At 43.3% G+C, this 16445-nt stretch carries 13 protein-coding genes; 6 read left to right on the forward strand and 7 right to left on the reverse strand.

The annotated features are described in order from the left end of the window. From cbiD to JBF11_RS03950, 5 genes are read left to right on the forward strand one after another with little or no spacing between them, the layout of a single operon-like run. The gene (gene cbiD, locus JBF11_RS03930; protein WP_334316078.1) at positions 1–1143 is read left to right on the forward strand and encodes a cobalt-precorrin-5B (C(1))-methyltransferase CbiD; all 1143 of its coding nucleotides are present in this window, start codon (positions 1–3) and stop codon (positions 1141–1143) included. Beyond that, positions 1136–2407 (forward strand): precorrin-6y C5,15-methyltransferase (decarboxylating) subunit CbiE, encoded by a 1272-nt coding sequence (cbiE, locus tag JBF11_RS03935; protein ID WP_334316079.1) that lies wholly within the window; start codon positions 1136–1138, stop codon positions 2405–2407. The genes cbiD and cbiE overlap by 8 nt, the downstream gene beginning before the upstream one ends. Further along, complete coding sequence (gene cobM / locus JBF11_RS03940) at positions 2398–4971, forward strand: precorrin-4 C(11)-methyltransferase (RefSeq protein ID WP_334316080.1); 2574 nt, start codon at positions 2398–2400, stop codon at positions 4969–4971. The genes cbiE and cobM overlap by 10 nt, the downstream gene beginning before the upstream one ends. Before the next feature lie 4 nt (positions 4972–4975). Then, positions 4976–6391: a cobyrinic acid a,c-diamide synthase CobB gene (locus JBF11_RS03945; protein ID WP_334316081.1), complete on the forward strand. Its 1416-nt coding sequence runs from the start codon at positions 4976–4978 to the stop codon at positions 6389–6391. A gap of 10 nt (positions 6392–6401) precedes the next feature. Beyond that, the gene (locus JBF11_RS03950; RefSeq protein ID WP_334316082.1) at positions 6402–9134 is read left to right on the forward strand and encodes a cobyric acid synthase; all 2733 of its coding nucleotides are present in this window, start codon (positions 6402–6404) and stop codon (positions 9132–9134) included. A 105-nt stretch (positions 9135–9239) separates the two neighbouring features. Here the strand turns inward: JBF11_RS03950 and JBF11_RS03955 are convergent, their stop codons facing one another. The 6 genes from JBF11_RS03955 to flgB all read right to left on the reverse strand — a co-directional run bounded on the left by JBF11_RS03955 (position 9240) and on the right by flgB (position 13697). Then, a complete protein-coding gene (locus JBF11_RS03955) occupies positions 9240–10424 on the reverse strand; it encodes an NAD-dependent epimerase/dehydratase family protein (protein ID WP_334316083.1) in 1185 nt (394 codons plus the stop codon). A 131-nt stretch (positions 10425–10555) separates the two neighbouring features. Beyond that, positions 10556–10774 carry a hypothetical protein gene (locus tag JBF11_RS03960; protein ID WP_334316084.1) on the reverse strand — a complete coding sequence of 73 codons (219 nt, stop codon included), beginning with the start codon at positions 10772–10774 and terminating at the stop codon, positions 10556–10558. 8 nt (positions 10775–10782) lie between these two features. Continuing rightward, positions 10783–12459: a flagellar basal-body MS-ring/collar protein FliF gene (gene fliF / locus JBF11_RS03965; protein ID WP_334316085.1), complete on the reverse strand. Its 1677-nt coding sequence runs from the start codon at positions 12457–12459 to the stop codon at positions 10783–10785. 20 nt (positions 12460–12479) lie between these two features. Beyond that, entirely contained in the window at positions 12480–12818 is a 339-nt protein-coding gene (fliE, locus tag JBF11_RS03970; protein ID WP_334316086.1) for a flagellar hook-basal body complex protein FliE, read from the reverse strand. Positions 12819–12830: 12 nt separating this feature from the next. After that, the gene (gene flgC, locus JBF11_RS03975) at positions 12831–13271 is read right to left on the reverse strand and encodes a flagellar basal body rod protein FlgC (RefSeq protein ID WP_334316087.1); all 441 of its coding nucleotides are present in this window, start codon (positions 13269–13271) and stop codon (positions 12831–12833) included. Positions 13272–13283: 12 nt separating this feature from the next. Next, positions 13284–13697, reverse strand: a complete 414-nt coding sequence (gene flgB, locus JBF11_RS03980) for a flagellar basal body rod protein FlgB (RefSeq protein WP_334316088.1) — start codon at positions 13695–13697, stop codon at positions 13284–13286. A 203-nt stretch (positions 13698–13900) separates the two neighbouring features. Here flgB and JBF11_RS03985 point away from each other — a divergent pair, with 203 nt between their 5' ends. After that, positions 13901–14329 (forward strand): acyl-CoA thioesterase, encoded by a 429-nt coding sequence (locus JBF11_RS03985; protein ID WP_334316089.1) that lies wholly within the window; start codon positions 13901–13903, stop codon positions 14327–14329. A gap of 58 nt (positions 14330–14387) precedes the next feature. On the opposite strand, the gene ppk1 is transcribed toward JBF11_RS03985, so the two are convergent. Beyond that, positions 14388–16445: a polyphosphate kinase 1 gene (ppk1, locus tag JBF11_RS03990; protein WP_334316090.1), complete on the reverse strand. Its 2058-nt coding sequence runs from the start codon at positions 16443–16445 to the stop codon at positions 14388–14390.

Raw genomic sequence — 16445 nt, forward strand, 5'->3', positions numbered from 1 at the left:
ATGAAAAAGCATGCTCAAAATTTACGTTACGGATATTCGACAGGAGCGTGCCTTTCCGCCCTTGGCTGCGCGTTATGGAAATTTTTGCGACAAAAAAAGCGCCCGCAGCAAATAAACATCACGTTTTTGGACGGACAGGAAAAAGAGCTGCCCCTTATTTCGGATAAGCTCGGCCAAGGTATCCTGCAAATCCGAAAAGACGGCGGAGACGACCCCGACTGCACGCATTCAGCAGTGTTATCGGCAAGTCTTTTTCAAAGTTCCCTTGAAAACGCGCAAAAGGAAGATTATATCCTTTCCGTCGGAAACGACACGCTTATTCTGCATGCCACCCACGGCATAGGACTTTGCACACGCAAGGGGCTTGACTGCGAAGAGGGAAAATGGGCGATCAATGTCAATCCCCGCAAAATGCTTATGCTTAATCTGCAAAAATACGGCATGGGACAAAGCCCAAACTCTCAAATCTGGCAGCTCAATATCGGTGTTGAAAACGGAGAGGAACTGGCGAAAAAAACCCTCAACGCCAAACTCGGCGTTATCGGCGGAATTTCCATTTTAGGAACAACGGGGCACGTCAAGCCTTTCAGCCATGACGCTTATGTTCAAACCATCCGCATATGTGTACGCACAGCCAAATCGGAACAAAGTTCGCATATTGTTTTCGGCACGGGCGCAAGAAGCTTGAGCAATGCAAAAAAATTTTATCCGTACCTGCCTGAGAACAATTTCATCCCCATTGCGGATTTCATAGGCAAAAGTCTTGAAATAGCAAAAGAAGAAGGCATTTTGGAAATAAGCGTTGCCTGCATGGCGGGAAAACTCTGCAAATACGCAAGCAAACAATTTTACACCCATGCCAGCAAGGAAGAACAGGATTTATCCCTGCTTTTCCAACAAATCAAAGAACTCGGCTTTACGGAAAACGATATGACGGACATGAATTGGCACTATGCAAAGTCCGTGCGTGAAGCCCTCCATTCTTTTTCTGCAAACGCACAAAAACAAATATTGCAAGCACTTGCAAAAAAAGCGCTTGCATTTTTTCAATCAATTCATTCCGCGGCATATTTTCATTTGCTCCTTTGCGATTTTGACGGTACTATTCTTTTCACATTGCATAGCGGGAAAAAACATGCCTAAACAAGATAAGCCCATAACCATTTATTCTTGCGGAATTGATTTCAGTCTATCAGAAACGCTTCTTGAACATATAAACAATGCTGACCATATTTACGGCTCAAAAAAGCTCTTAGCCCTTCTTCCCAAACACCATGCGCAGGAAAGCGCCATTGCCGCAAACGCAAAAGAACAGGCAAAAGAAATCCTATCCCTTGCAAAAACAAAGAAAATACTTGTCTTATGCAGCGGCGACAGCCTATACCACGGCTTTGGCTCCACCCTGCTCAAACTTGCGCCTCCGCACAAGACCGACAAACTCTTCAATATCATTCCCAATATTACCGCATTCCAAGCCCTTTGCGCAAAGCTCAGCCTAGCATGGCAAGACGCGGAACTTTTTACAGCCCATTTTCAGGAAGAATTGCCCTTACGGAAACTAAGCGGCGCACAACTGGCTTTCATTTACGGCGGAACAAAATTCCCTGCCCCTCTCATTGCAAAGGAAATCATCGGATTTTCTCCCAAGCAAAAAAAACGCCCCGGTGTGTTCGCCGAAGAACTCGGAACAGAAAATGAACGAATAGTAAAAGCTCCCCTTGAAAAAATTGCAATGCTTTCTGCTGCCCCAAACTCCATTCTTGTGCTTTTACCCTTTGAAAATAAAGAAAAAAATTCGCTTATACGGCAAAAAGAAGTCGGAATCACCCTCGGACTGAATGATGAAATTTTCCTCAAAGAAAATCACTTGATAACGCCTGCCGATTGCCGGGCTGTCATTCTTTCACGTTTGCAGCTGGAAAAAGAAGGAGTTTTTTGGGATTTGGGAGCCGGCAGCGGCGCTGTCGGACTTGAAGCCGCGGGTCTGACCGATATGCAGATTTTCAGCGTTGAAAAAAATGAAAAACGTTTTGAACAAATAAAAAAGAACAAGCAACATCTGGGAATTACTAATTATACGCCCATTCTCGGTGACATAACCGACATTGTTCCGACGCTTCCCCAAGCGGACAGAATATTCATCGGGGGCGGAGGAAAAAACCTGCCGGCAATTTTAGACAGCTGCATAAAATACGGCAAAAAAAATGCAATTATCCTCGTAAGCTGCGTCACTTTGGAAACATTTCATGCATTATACGGATACGATAAGCTGACACGCATTGATTTATTAAAAATCGACATCGGTTCGGAACAGGAAATTGCAAAAACGTATCAACATTTCAAACAAAAAAACACATTGTATCTCTTTATTTTCAAAAACCAAAATCAGGATTGTTTATGCCAGTGATTCAAATAGTCGGAGCAGGACCCGGAGCGGAAGACCTCATCACCGTACGGGGTATGCGGGTCTTGGAAAGGGCGGACTTCGTCCTATATGCGGGTTCGCTTGTCAATCCCGAAATTTTGTCCTATTGCGGAAAAGACTGCATAATAAAAGACAGTTCTTCCATGAACTTGGAAGAACAAGTTGAAATAATGTGCGCCTATGCAAAGCAAGGAAAAAATGTTGTCCGCCTGCATACCGGCGACCCCTCGCTTTTCGGGGCGATTAACGAACAAATCAGGCTGTTGAAGCAATACGGCATAGCAATTAAAATCATTCCGGGCGTAAGCAGCGTTTTTGCCGCCGCCGCCGAACTTGGCATTGAACTGACCGCTCCGCAAATAAGCCAAAGCGTTGTCCTGACCCGAACAGCAGGACGTACCCCAATGCCTGAAAAAGAAAAGGCAAGTGATTTTGCCAAAACCGGCGCAACGCTCGTATTTTTTCTCAGCACCGGCAACATTGCGGAACTTATGCAAGATTTGCATGTGAACGGCGGACTTCCGCTTGATACCCCCGCCGCCGTCGTCTACCGGGCGACATGGGAAGAACAGCAAATCCTACACGGAACGCTGGAAGATATTGCCCAAAAAGCCGATAATGCCGGTTTTGGACGCCAAGCCCTTATTTTTGTTGGAAAAACCTTGCAAGGCAATGACAACGCCGCCGCATCAAAACTGTATGCGAAAGATTTTTCCCATGGTTACAGAAATTTTTTACCTCGGGAACAATTTCACGGAAATTGCGTCCTTTACGCTTTCAGCAAACAAGGTTTGGCGAAAGCAAAAGAAATCATGCAAGGGCTTCCTTGCACCCTCTATTCCGTTTATGAGGATGAAAAAGCTCTGCCCATTGAACAAAACAAAATCCAAGCGCTTGTGCAAAGCCTATGGTCGGAATTTGACGCGCATGTTTTCATAGGAGCTACCGGCATTGCCGTGCGGTGCATCGCCCCGTGCCTTACGGGCAAAAGCCTTGACCCTGCCGTCGTTGCCTGTACCGATACGGGAAATTATGTCACGAGCCTTGTTTCGGGGCATATCGGCGGAGCAAACAGGCTTGCGCGAAAAATCGCCCGTATCACAGGCGGACAAGCGTGCATAAGCACTGCCACAGACACGCACGGGCTTACGGGTATTGATGAAATCGCCATGTTTGAACAAGCAAGAATGTTAAATCCCCAAGCGATCAAAAGCGTAAATTCAGCCTTGCTCCATAACAAAGAATTGTTATTTATCGGCAATAAAGAAATATTTGACAAATATTTTGCCAACACAGCAGTTCGGCATGCAGCGGAAAATCCTGACAATCTTCCCTGCATATATTGGGACGACACGCCCCAAAAATATCACAAAGAAACGGAGCTTTGCATTGAAACAAAAGCGTTTGTGCTTGGCATAGGCTGTAAAAAAAATACGGCACCGGAACTTCTGCAAAAAGCGCTTGAACAATTTTTACAGGAACATTCCCTGACAAAAGCCCATATTGCGAAAATCACTTCCTGCACATTAAAGCAAAAAGAAGAAGCAATTCTCGAATTAGCCCGCTCCTTGAACGTCCCTCTCGAATTTTTTACGGAAGAAGAACTTGATGGCATTGCCGTTCCTAATCCTTCCGATAGCGTGGAACAGAAAATCGGCACGAAATCGGTTGCGGAGGCTTCCTGCCTGCTCGGCGCTTTTCGCGCAAAACGCCTTTATGCGGAAAAAAGCCGCTATGAAAACAGCGTCACGTTCGCCCTCGCCCGTTTGCCCCATGCGGAAAATACGGCGCAAGCCGTCATAAGCGTTGTGGGACTCGGCTCAGGCTCACACGAACATATCACCCCCGAAGCGATGGACTGTATCAAAACCTGCGATATCATCGCAGGCTATGCGCCCTATATTGATTTTATCCGCACTTTAATCGGCAATAAACCCGTTATCCAAAACGGCATGACAGGTGAGATGAAGCGCTGCGAAGCCGCCATGCAAGAAGCCGCAAAAGGCAAACATGTTTGCATGGTTTGTTCCGGCGACCCCGGAATTTTGGCAATGGCGGGGTTAATTTTGGAATTGCGAAAGAATACGGCGGAATTTCAAAATATAGACATACAGATTCATGCGGGCGTAACCGCCGCCAATATTGCCGCAGCAAGCCTCGGCGCGCCGCTGCAAAACGGTTTTTGCCTCATCAGCCTTTCCGATTTGCTTGTTTCCAAAGAAGAAGTTTTGCAAAATCTGCTTGCCGCGGCAAAAAGCGCCCTGCCGATCAGCCTTTATAATCCCGCAGGAAAAAAACGCCGGGAACTGCTCCATAAAGCGATTGAAATTTTCATTACGGAACGCGGAAAAAGCACATTGTGCGCTTATGTGAAAAATGCCGGACGTGAAACGGAAACAAAATGGATAGGCACGCTTCAGGAGCTTCCGTTTGATGAAATCGATATGTCCACCCTCGTCATTATCGGCAGCGAAAGAACACAGTTTGACGGAAAATACCTCTATGAAGCCAGAGGATACATGGACAAATACGGCAATAAGGAATAAAATCATGTTTTCTGCATTTTGCCTCACAGCCCCAAATTCCGGGTCGGGAAAAACAACGCTTTCCATAGGGCTCATGCGCCTTTTGGCAAAAAAAAATGCCGTGCAGGCTTTTAAATGCGGACCTGATTATATCGATACGTCCTATCACAACACCGCAAGTTTCCGGACTTCCTATAATCTCGACACATGGCTTATGGGAGAAGAGGAAGTACAGGCTGTTTTTCAGGACAAGACAAAAAACTGCGATATAGCCATAATTGAAGGAGTAATGGGTTTATTTGACGGAAAATTTCAAAAAAAAGCGGAAACAAAACGGAAAATTCCGTCAATACCGGGAAGCACAGCCCATATTGCGCAAATTTTATCCCTGCCCCTTATCATGGTTATTGACTGTAAAGGCATGGCACAGTCAATCAGCGCCGTAGTGCGCGGTTTTTATGAGCAAAGCAAAGAATACGGGCTTAACCTTGCAGGAATTATAGCCAATAATGTCGGCAGTGAAAAACATTATGCCATGCTCAAAGAAAGCCTTGAAACATGGAACTTGCCTCCGCTTTTAGGTTATCTTCCCAAAAATTCGACCGCTTCCTTTAAAGAAAGACAACTCGGATTATCCCATATTTTCCGGACAAATCCGAACCTTGAAAAAAATATTGACGAACTTGCGGCAATATTGTCGGAACACATCGATATTGAAAAACTGTTATCTGTGACACAATATGCGCCTCCCTCTTTTGACATTCCGGCACGCCCCATAAAAACAAGCTTGAAAATCAGCAAAGCCCCTAAAATCGGCATTGCGTATGACGAAGCCTTTTGCTTTTATTACCCGCAAAATATTGAAGCGTTAAAACGCATGGGCTATGCGTGCAGTTTCTTTTCGCCTCTTAAAGACAAAAAACTTCCAAATGTTGAAGCGCTTTATTTTGGCGGAGGCTTTCCTGAAATTTATGCGGAAAAACTCAGCAAAAACACACAGCTTCGCACCGAAATAAAAAATTTTGCGGAAGATTACGGCGATATTTTCGCCGAATGCGGCGGCTATATGTATCTTTGCTCTTCTTTGAAAATAAAATCGGACACAAAATCGAAAACAAAAAAAGAAACCGTTCCCGCACAGAAAGTCACAGAACAGGCAAAGACAAAACAATATCCTCTCTGCAATGTTTTTCAAGCAACCGCAACCATGGGGAACAAGCTCCGCTCATTAGGTTACAGGGAAGGAATATTCTTGGAAAAACCTTTTTTTTGGCAAAACGGGCAAAAAACTTTTCACGGGCACGAGTTTCACTGGTCAGACATTGAACTGCATGCAAAATACGACCCGTTTCTGGAAGTCAATCAAAAACCATTTGGCATACGCTATAAAAACGTTTTCGCCTCGTATATGCATTTTTACTTCGCACATCTTTTAACCTGAAGGAATCTTTGTGAATAAAAACTTGCTCTTGCAACAAAGCCATGGCGGAGATTTTTACCATTGGAACAAAGAAACAGGAATTGACCCAAATACGCTCCTTGATTTCAGCGTCAATGTCCGCCCTGACGGCATGCCTGACTTTTTAAAATCAAGCATCATCAAAAATATCAACAACCTTGCCCGGTACCCAAGCCCTCATGCCGAGGAACTTAAAGAACTTTGTGCCAAAAACCATGGATTGGAGCCTGATAATTTTGTTTTCGGAAACGGAAGCAACGAACTTTTTCAAGCCCTTTGCGCGGCTCTTTTTGAAGAAAAGTACCGCACAGCCTATATTGCGGAACCCGCTTTCAGTGAATACCGTTTTTCCCTTGAAAAAGCCGGTATCGAGGCAAAAACGCTCATTTTTTGTCTCAGTCCGCAAATCTGTGCGGAACATGCGGAACATTTTGACTTTTCAAACGATACTATCCAGGAAGAACAGCATGAAATCAACCGGAAAATAGATAATGCCATTTCCGCTCTTCCTGCAAACAGCCTTGTTTTTCTTGCCAATCCTGCCAATCCTTCCGGATTTCTCATAAAAAACAATAAACTCATGCAAATCATCGCCAAGCACAAAGACCGCTTTTTTGTTCTTGACGAAGCGTTTATCGAATACAGCGGAGAAGAAAGCCTGCTTGATACGTTTAGCAAACAAACCTTTCCCCCTAATCTTATCATAGTCCGTTCTCTCACGAAGTTTTACGCGCTGGCGGGCATACGCCTCGGTTACCTCGCCTGCAATGAAAAACTCGCCAGTAAAATTCAAAACAAGCTCCCTGCATGGAATGTGAACAGCTTTGCCATAGCCCTTGCGAAAACACTTTTCACGCAAAAAGAACAGGTTCAAGCAGACAGCCAAAAAACAAAACAACAAAATTTTGAGCGAAAGCTTGATTTATATCAAAAGCTTTCACAAATCAACGGTATTAAACTTTATGCTTCCTGGGCGAATTATATCCTTTTTTCCTTAGAGCGAAATTGCCCGCATTTTTGGCAAAACTTATTGACAAAACATCATATTTCCATTCGTAACTGTGCGAATTATTTAGGATTGGAAAATAAGAATTGTTACCGTGCCGCGGTTCGCTTTCCTGCTGAACATACCAAATTATGCAATGCGATTGCCAATATTTTGCACAACAGCCCCATTCGGGAAAAAAAGAAAAAACCGAGCCTCATGCTTTTGGGAACGTCCTCAAATGCGGGAAAAAGTGTATTGACAGCAGGATTTTGCCGCATTTTCACACAAGACGGCTACACCGTCCGCCCTTTCAAAGCCCAAAACATGTCACTCAATTCCGGAGTTACGGTTAAAGGCGAAGAAATGGGCAGAGCGCAAATAGTGCAGGCAAAAGCCTGCAATGCGGAACCTGACAGCAAAATGAACCCCATTTTATTAAAACCGCAAACAGATATGGGCTCGCAGATTATTGCGCTCGGCAAACCAATCGGCACCGCCCTCGCCCGCGATTATTACGAAAAAAAATCGGAACTGTGGGAAATTGCGGCAAAAGCCTATGACGAACTGGCGGAAGAAGCGGATATCATGGTGTTGGAAGGCGCCGGAAGCCCTGCGGAAATCAACCTCAAAGCACATGATATTGTCAATCTCAAAATGGCGGAATATGCACAGGCTTCAACTCTTCTTGTTGGCGATATCGACAGAGGGGGCGTTTATGCCTCCTTTCTCGGAACATGGCAAACGTTCACTGCGCAAGAGGAAAAACTTTTCACCGGTTTCCTTGTGAACCGTTTTCGAGGGGACAGCTCCCTTTTAGCCCCCGCCCATGAGTATTTGGAAAACATCACCGGCAAAAAAGTTCTCGGCGTCATTCCATTTATTAAAGACATCGCGCTTCCTGAAGAAGATATGGCAGGTGCTTTATGGAACGCCCCAAAAATCGTCCAAGAGAAAATTCCCGATTATGCTGATAAAAACAGAAAGCTCGATATTGCTCTTATCATGTTCGGAAAAATTTCCAATCACACGGATTTTGAACCGCTTGCCTTAGAAAAACACTGCCTTGTCCGTCCGGTATACTCCGTACACGACATAGGTTCCCCGGACCTCATCATATTAGGCGGTTCAAAAAGCGTCGCAGCCGATTTGGAAGAATTGAAACGAAACGGCTTATTTGACAAAATTCTCGAATTGGCAAAAAGCGCTTTCATCCTTGGAATTTGCGGAGGACTGCAAATGCTCGGCAAGGAAATTTTGGACCCGGAACATATAGAAACGGAAAAAGAACGGACGGAAGGCTTCAATCTTTTACCCCTCAGTTCCACCTTCCATAAGGAAAAACAATTGACGCTCGTGGAAAATGTTAGATGTCCCTTGGAAGGCTCCGTCTGCGGTTACGAAATCCACCATGGAAAAAGCGAAGAACTGCCCGGCACGACAAAACAAATTCAGGGATATTTTCTTGACAGCGAACAAAACATTTATGGTTATACGTGTGAAAACGTTTGGGCGTCCTATATCCATGGACTTTTTGACAATGATGTTTTCCGTCTGAATTTCATTAATCATGTCCGTGCTTTTAAAGGACTAAACCCCGTTTCCGACTATACGCCTTACACGCTTGAAACATCGCTCAACAAACTTGCGGACGTAATCAGAAAACATGTTGACATGGACGCCATTTACCAAAGCATGGGACTTGCTTCCAAAAAGCGGGGGCAGAATAATGCCATATGAAACATGCATAGTTGAAAATCAGTTCGCCGTGTTCGGACCGGCATAAAATGCTGCGGCAAATTTTTAATGGTATCAAAAACCAAAAAGGGCGGTAACGCCCTTTTTTCAGTTCAGTATTTTCTTTTCAATTTCTTTGTTCCAGTAGGAGTGGCAGGGAATTTTACCGATATCGCACCTATCCTTGTATTTTTCCGCAATTTCTTTTATTTCCGTAAGCAAAGAGGTTTCAAGCTTATGCGGGTTCAAGCCAAGCTCCAAGAAACAGGCGTTGGAAACATCCAAATCATTTTCCTTATCTTCGTTTCGCGGATTGGGAATATAAGCAATTTCAGCACCGGTCAGTTTGCTGACTATCTGAGCCAAATCACGCACCCTATGGGTTTCCGTGATTTGATTTCTGATACAAACCCTTTCCCCGTTTTGAGGAGGATTTTCAACAGAAAGCTGCAAACATTTCACGGTATCCTGAATATGAATGAACCCTCTTGTCTGACCGCCTGTTCCATGCACGGACAGAGGATATTTCAAAACTGCCTGCAATAAAAATCTGTTCAGAACCGTGCCGTAGTCTCCGTCATAATCAAATCTGTTGATCAGCTGCTCACTTAAAACGGTTTCTTTTGTTTGCGTTCCCCAAACAACACCTTGATGCAAATCAGTAATGCGCAATTTGTCATTTTTCGCATAATAATAAAATAAAAGCTGATCCAGCGTCTTTGTCATGTGATAGACACTGCCGGGATTGGCAGGATAAAGGATTTCCTGTTTCAGCTTCGTATCGCCCGCTTGAATTTCAACAGGAAGATACCCTTCCGGAATAACCATACCATGCGAGGTATACCCGTATACCCCCATTGTTCCAAGGTGGATGAGGTGTATATTCAAACCTGAACTTGTGATGGCGACCAAGATATTGTGCGTGGCGGCGATATTGTTATTCACAGTATACCGTTTTGTTTCGGGATTTTTCATTGAATAAGGGGCTGAACGCTGTTCCGCGAAATGAATTACCGTATCAGGCCGATACTCCATAAAAAGTTGAAGCAGCGCCTCGTAATTTTGAGCAATATCAAGCATTCTGAACTGGATTTCTTTGCCGGAAATTTCTTTCCAAGCTTTGATACGGTCGTATATTGAAAAAATAGGAGTAAGGGACTCTATTCCCAATTCAATGTCTATTTTGCGTCTGGAAAAATTGTCGACAATTAAAATTTCATGCCCTAAATTTGAAAGATGCAATGCTGTGGGCCAACCGCAAAAACCATCACCGCCAAAAACAATAATTCTCATAAAAACCTCAATGCTGAAAAATATGGTACCATTATCATGTTACCCCGTTCAATCACAATCAATCCTTGTGTTTTCACCAACAACACGCAGATACCTTATGAAAACCCGTTTCCCTCAAAAACAAGTTTTTCTTATTTCGGATAATGAATATCTTTTCCGTATTGTTCCAATATGTACTGGTTGATAATCCGCATATCGTCGTTGAGCCAACGCCGGATGATGCGGATAGTGTTATCCATGTTCCGTTCCCCGAGCGTCACGATATCATTTTTTATTCCCGTAAGGCGCTGCTGATATTCCCTTACGCTTTCTTTGCGTTTTTCCTCATTTTTTTCCGGCATTGCACTCATATCAACCTCTAAGCAGCCTTGATTTCCTTTTTATCCTGCTGCATCCAGCGGCGCATCAAGCGAAGGGTTTGATCCATATTCCTTTCCGCAAGCTGCAGCGCGCTTCCTTTGACTTCATCCAGTGTTGCAAGAGGGCTGAGCCCGTATAAATCTTCTTCCGTTTCGCTTTCAATAGACAAGGATTGTCTTGCCCGTTCGGCAGCTTCTTTCGCTTCTTTTTCCTGTGCTTCATACAAGGCATATTGTTCTTCGGCGGAAGGCAAGCCTTCCAAGCCTTCAAGCACTTCCCCGGCTTCCACTTTCGGACGGATAAGGGTCAAAATTGCAGGGCGGACAACAAGCATGATGAAGACGAAAAGGAGCAAAGCCGTAAGCAGAGGAGTTCCCATTGTCCTTGCAAATTCCATAAGCAGTTCGATCGCGGTAGGTTCGACAGGAACAACGCTATCGCCGAACGCCATATTGCTTACTTCAACGGTATCGCCGCGTGCGATATCAATACCCACGGCGTTTGCGACCAATTGTTTAATTTGGTTGAGTTCTTCCTCCGTGCGGGGAACATATTCCCAAACGCCGAGTTCATTTTTGGCATAATACCCGTCAACGGCGACAGCAACAGTCAAACGGCGGACACTGCCCTTATCGGTAATGATGTTCTGTTCTTCCTTATTGATTTCATAGTTGGTCAAACGTTCTTCACGGTTGCCGTCCTGCGTGCTCAAGGAATTGCCAAGCCCGTCCCCGCGGAAGTTGATATCGGCGGCATCGGCGCCGAGGTTGGCACGTCCGGATTGCTGTTCTTCCGTTCTTTGTTCGGAACGCACAACCTGGCTTTCGGGGTCGAAAATTTCGCGGCGGATGGTGCGCTGGCTAAAATCGATGTCTGCGCTTACTTTAGCGATAAGCTTACCCATGCCAAGCACAGGCGCCAGCAATTCCTGTATTCTTCGTTCAAGATTTGCTTCATAACGCAGGCGGTAATCAAGCTGGGTGTCGTTTACTCCGCCCTCTTCCTTGGGAGCATAAAGAGCCTTGCCGTTATTGTCGGAAATGGACACATTGAAAGATTCCAAACCTTCCACGGACATTGTCAATAAATTGACCATTGCATCAATTTCTTTCTTCTCGAAACGCTTTCCGGGTTCTTTCAAACGCAAAATGACCGATGCTGACGGTTCTTGCTGTTCTTCGATAAAAAGGCTTTTTTCAGGAATGACAAGGTGAACCCTCGCGCTTTCCACATTCGGAAATTCTGATAACGTTCTCGCAAGTTCGCCTTGCAGCGCTCTTTGATAATTGATACGCTGCACAAAATCCGTTTGCCCCATTTGCACGGTATCAAAAATTTCAAAGCCGATTCCTTGTCCCACCAAATTTCCTTCACCTGCAATCTGAATGCGCAATGAATGCACCATGGAATCAGGAACCATGACGGCAGTGCCGTTTTCTGCAAGCTCGTAAGGCACATTATTTGTTTTTAAAATATTGACGACACGGTTTGCGTCTTCTGCAGAAAGATTCGTATAAAGGGTTTGAAAATTAGGACGGGTCGCCCAAATAGTGAAAATTGTCAAAACGGCAACAACAAAAGCAAAACCTGCTCCTATCATGATTTTTTGGTTTAAAGTGAATTTACCCCAAAAATTCTTTGCTTTTTCTATGTTTTTTTCAACTATCGGATGCATACCAAACCCCTAAACGTCAATTAGAATTGTAATTTGCTCATCTCTTTATAGGCTTCAATAACCTTATTGCGAACAGCGGAAGTAAGGTTCATGGCAACACTCGCCTTTTGCATGCTGATCATAAGCTCATGAACATTTTGCGTTTCACCTGAAGCAAAAGATGTTATCATATCATTTTTTGCCTGCTGCAAATTATTTACTTCTTTTATGGATTCTGTCAAGGTTTCGCCAAAAGATTTTTGTACGGTAGGAATTTCCCTCTGCAAATTGACCGTTGATTTCGCCACGCTTTTTTGTGTGGACTGGAAATCTGCCAATGCCTTATTATATGCAACTAATCCTGTCATTGGAATACTCATGTCAAACCCCTATTATTTGCCTATTTCTAAAGCTTTTGTATACATGGCTTTAATTGTATCGATAGCTGTCGTGTTTGCGTCATAATTTCTTTGTGCCGTCATCATCATCGCCATCTCTTCAACAACGTTGATATCCGGATAAAGCACATAGCCCTCTTCGTCGGCATCCGGATGCCCCGGTTCGTACACACGTTTATTCGGACGGGAATCTGTCGCAATACCGACAACTTTCACGCCTTTCACCTGTCTGTCCAAAGCGGTTTCCATGTGTTTTCCGAAAGGATTGTCAAGGTCGCTCACTTCCTTTACGACCGCTTTTCTGCGGTATGGCCCGATATCGCCCGGCATACGCGTTGTTTTTGCGTTCGCAAGGTTCATTGCCGTAATATTCAATTGAGTTCTTTCAGCGCTTAATCCTGATGCACTCACATCCAATGCTGTCATGAAATCCATAATGCCACCCTATTATACCTTTGATGCTTCCGTTATGATTGATTTCAAAGAATCATAACCGCTTTTCGTAACTTGGGACAATGTTGTATATTGCAAATTGTTTTTAGCCATTTTTACCATTTCCTTATCGATATTCACACGGTCTTCACCATGAGCGCGCCTTGGCATGAAACGTTTGAGCCAATCGGCATTAAATGTTTTACTGTCAAAAACTGACGGAATATGCTCGGAACTGGTGCGGGAAATCTTACCTTTCGCGTCCAAATTCAAGGCTTGTTGCAGTTCTTTTTCAAATGTGAGTTCTAAAGGCTTATAGTTTGGAGTATTTACGTTCGTTATGTTACCCATGATCACGTTTTGACGCTGCAATTGCATGTCCATTACACGGCTGACCAACTGCATATGGTCTTGATCTAAACTTTTCATATTAACCTCCATTACCTATGCCCAAGTATTAGCACAGACCATGCCAAACATGAATTTTATTTATAATTCAATATATTATAGGGATATTTTATATAAATTGCCTGCAACATCCCTGTCAGAAAAGACATTTTTTTGACTTACGGATTTTCTTGCAAGCAAACAGAAAATAATTATAATAAACAAAACGCCTTCGGAGGAAAAGAATGCTCAATCCCGACTTTGCACAACCGAATATCATTTATACCCATCACGTTTCTTATGGGGAAACAGATGCCATGGGTGTTGTTTATTATGCGGAATACGCCCATATTTTTGAACGCGCCCGCACAGCTTACGGACACGCGGCAAATTTTCCATACAAAAATATGGAAGAACGCGGAATAATGCTTCCGGCTTCCGAGCTCGTCATAAAATACAAAAAACCGGCGCGTTATGATGATGTGATCAATGTCCGTATTGCTGTTTCCGAATGGAAAAATGCTTCCCTACGGTTTGAATATGAAATTTACAACGAAGATTTCAGCCAAATTCTGACAACAGGCTCAACCTTGCATGCCTGCACCAACACGCAGGGAAAACCGATCAGGATTCCCGCTTGGCTTAAAGAAGCATTCACAACGGGAATACGATAAAAAAACCCACCCGCTGTTCACTGGGCGGGTGGGTTTTCACTGCTTTCCAAGAGAATTTCTATTTCATAAAAACTTCCTGCGAATTGACAGGCGCTTCATTTTTCTTTGGCAAAACACGATGATACCGTTTTTTTGCTTTTAACTCGCGGGCTTTTGAAGTATCTTTTAAAATTATCCCGATAATTCCGTTGATTTTTTCTTTAATAGCTTTATTTTCAACAGGACAACAAATTTCAATGCGGTTTTCCGTATTTCTTGTCATCATGTCCCCGGAAGAAATATACATGATTTGCTCTTCGCCAACACCGAAGGAATACATTCTGGAATGTTCCAAAAATCTTCCCACAATGCTGATAACTTTGATATTGGCTGTAAAATCGGGAACTTTGGGAACAAGGCAGCAAATTCCGCGTATGATAAGCGTTACCGGCACATTGTGCTGTGAAGCTTTTATCAAGGCACCCATAATTTCCAAGTCTGTGAAAGAATTGCATTTAATGGAAATTTTTGCAGGTTCTCCCCTGTCGGCTTTAGCGATTTCATTTTCGATACGGGCGAGAATATTTTGCTTGAAACCAAACGGGGCTATCCATAATTTCGCATATTCCCCTTCAAAATTATTGACTGCCATATTTTTGAAGAAATTATCGGCATCCGCGCCAATCGTTTCGTCGGCGGTAACAATATTGAAATCCGTATAAATACGGCTTGTCTTTTCGTTATAGTTACCGGTTCCGACATGGGTGATATAACGGATCGAACCTTTTTCCTGATACGTAATCATGCAAATTTTCGAATGGACTTTATACCTGTCAGCCCCGTAAATCACTTTACAGCCTGCTTCTTCAAAACGCTGCGCCCATTCGATATTGTTTTCCTCGTCAAAACGAGCTCTAAGTTCCATTAAAATAGTGACTTCCTTACCGTTTTCAGCTGCTTCAATCAGATAATTGGCTAATTGGGAATCTTTTGCTATGCGGTATAACGTGATCTTAATGCTTTGCACCCGCTCATCAAGCGCCGCTTGTTTTATCAAATTCAAAAACGGGCGCATGCTGTCATAAGGATAATGGAAAAATAAATCCTGTTTGAAAATCCTGTCCGCAAGCTTTTTATCACGGGCAAGTTCAATATCCTCTTTAGGTTTAAACGGCGTAAAGACCAATTTTTCTTTAAGTTCCGCACTGACCATATCTTCCAAAGCAAAGGCGAAAGACATATTGATAGGAGCTTTTGAATAGAAAAGCTGTTTTTCGGAGATATCCAAATGCTTTAAAAAATACATTACGAAGAACTTGCTCATTTTTTTCTGAAATTCAAGACGCACGGGAGCAAGCTTGGAACGCCCTTTCATCAATTTTTTCATATATTGGCGATAATCCAATGAATCATCGTCATTCAGTTCATATTCAACTTCAATATCCGCATTTCGGGTTACGCTAAGAACGGTTGCGTCCTGCACTTTATACATGGTAAAAATTTCATCGGCGAAAGACTCGATGACATTCTCAAGCAAAACATATGTATTTTCAGTATCTTCCAAAGGAACAAGACGGTTAATCAAATTGGGAACAGGAATAATTCCAATGAATTTACTGTCTTTTTTTCCAGAAATCTCTACGCCGACATACAATTTTTTATTCTGCAAAAAAGGAAAAGGATGCCACACATCTATAACTTGCGGAGACAATAAGGGAAAAATGTTCTTTTTATAATACTTTTTCAGTTTCTTTTTTTCGTCTTGCGACAATTCCTTTACTTGCTTGATAACAACCCCTTTTTCTTCAAGCTCGAAAACGGTTTGGTCGTAAACAGTGTCACGTTTCGCATAAAGCTTTTTTGTAATCCTGAAAATTCCGTCAAGCTGTTCCTGCGCCGTTAAATTTGTCTTATTATCAATATATTTTTTAAAGAATTTAACATAATTAGACAATATTCCTACCCTAACCATGTAAAACTCATCTAAATTGGTCGTAAAAATCGATAAAAACTTCAACCGTTCGATTAAAGGATTACCGCTTCTTATGCATGCTTCTTCAAGCACGCGTTCATTGAATTTCAACCAGGAATATTCCCGGTTGTCGTAACAAATGAATTTATTGTTCTTCGTTTCCAT

This window comes from Taurinivorans muris, from assembly GCF_025232395.1.
GTDB classification, from domain to species: domain Bacteria; phylum Desulfobacterota; class Desulfovibrionia; order Desulfovibrionales; family Desulfovibrionaceae; genus Taurinivorans; species Taurinivorans muris.

What these genes read in the sequence shown, in the direction of transcription:
- ppk1 (WP_334316090.1), bottom strand. Translation starts at nt 16,445, where the DNA reads ATGGAAACGAAGAACAATAAATTCATTTGTTACGACAACCGGGAATAT.
- JBF11_RS03960 (WP_334316084.1), bottom strand. Translation starts at nt 10,774, where the DNA reads ATGAGTGCAATGCCGGAAAAAAATGAGGAAAAACGCAAAGAAAGCGTA.
- JBF11_RS03985 (WP_334316089.1), top strand. Translation starts at nt 13,901, where the DNA reads ATGCTCAATCCCGACTTTGCACAACCGAATATCATTTATACCCATCAC.
- cbiE (WP_334316079.1), top strand. Translation starts at nt 1,136, where the DNA reads ATGCCTAAACAAGATAAGCCCATAACCATTTATTCTTGCGGAATTGAT.
- flgC (WP_334316087.1), bottom strand. Translation starts at nt 13,271, where the DNA reads ATGGATTTCATGACAGCATTGGATGTGAGTGCATCAGGATTAAGCGCT.
- cbiD (WP_334316078.1), top strand. Translation starts at nt 1, where the DNA reads ATGAAAAAGCATGCTCAAAATTTACGTTACGGATATTCGACAGGAGCG.
- fliE (WP_334316086.1), bottom strand. Translation starts at nt 12,818, where the DNA reads ATGAGTATTCCAATGACAGGATTAGTTGCATATAATAAGGCATTGGCA.
- JBF11_RS03955 (WP_334316083.1), bottom strand. Translation starts at nt 10,424, where the DNA reads ATGAGAATTATTGTTTTTGGCGGTGATGGTTTTTGCGGTTGGCCCACA.
- JBF11_RS03945 (WP_334316081.1), top strand. Translation starts at nt 4,976, where the DNA reads ATGTTTTCTGCATTTTGCCTCACAGCCCCAAATTCCGGGTCGGGAAAA.
- fliF (WP_334316085.1), bottom strand. Translation starts at nt 12,459, where the DNA reads ATGCATCCGATAGTTGAAAAAAACATAGAAAAAGCAAAGAATTTTTGG.
- flgB (WP_334316088.1), bottom strand. Translation starts at nt 13,697, where the DNA reads ATGAAAAGTTTAGATCAAGACCATATGCAGTTGGTCAGCCGTGTAATG.
- cobM (WP_334316080.1), top strand. Translation starts at nt 2,398, where the DNA reads ATGCCAGTGATTCAAATAGTCGGAGCAGGACCCGGAGCGGAAGACCTC.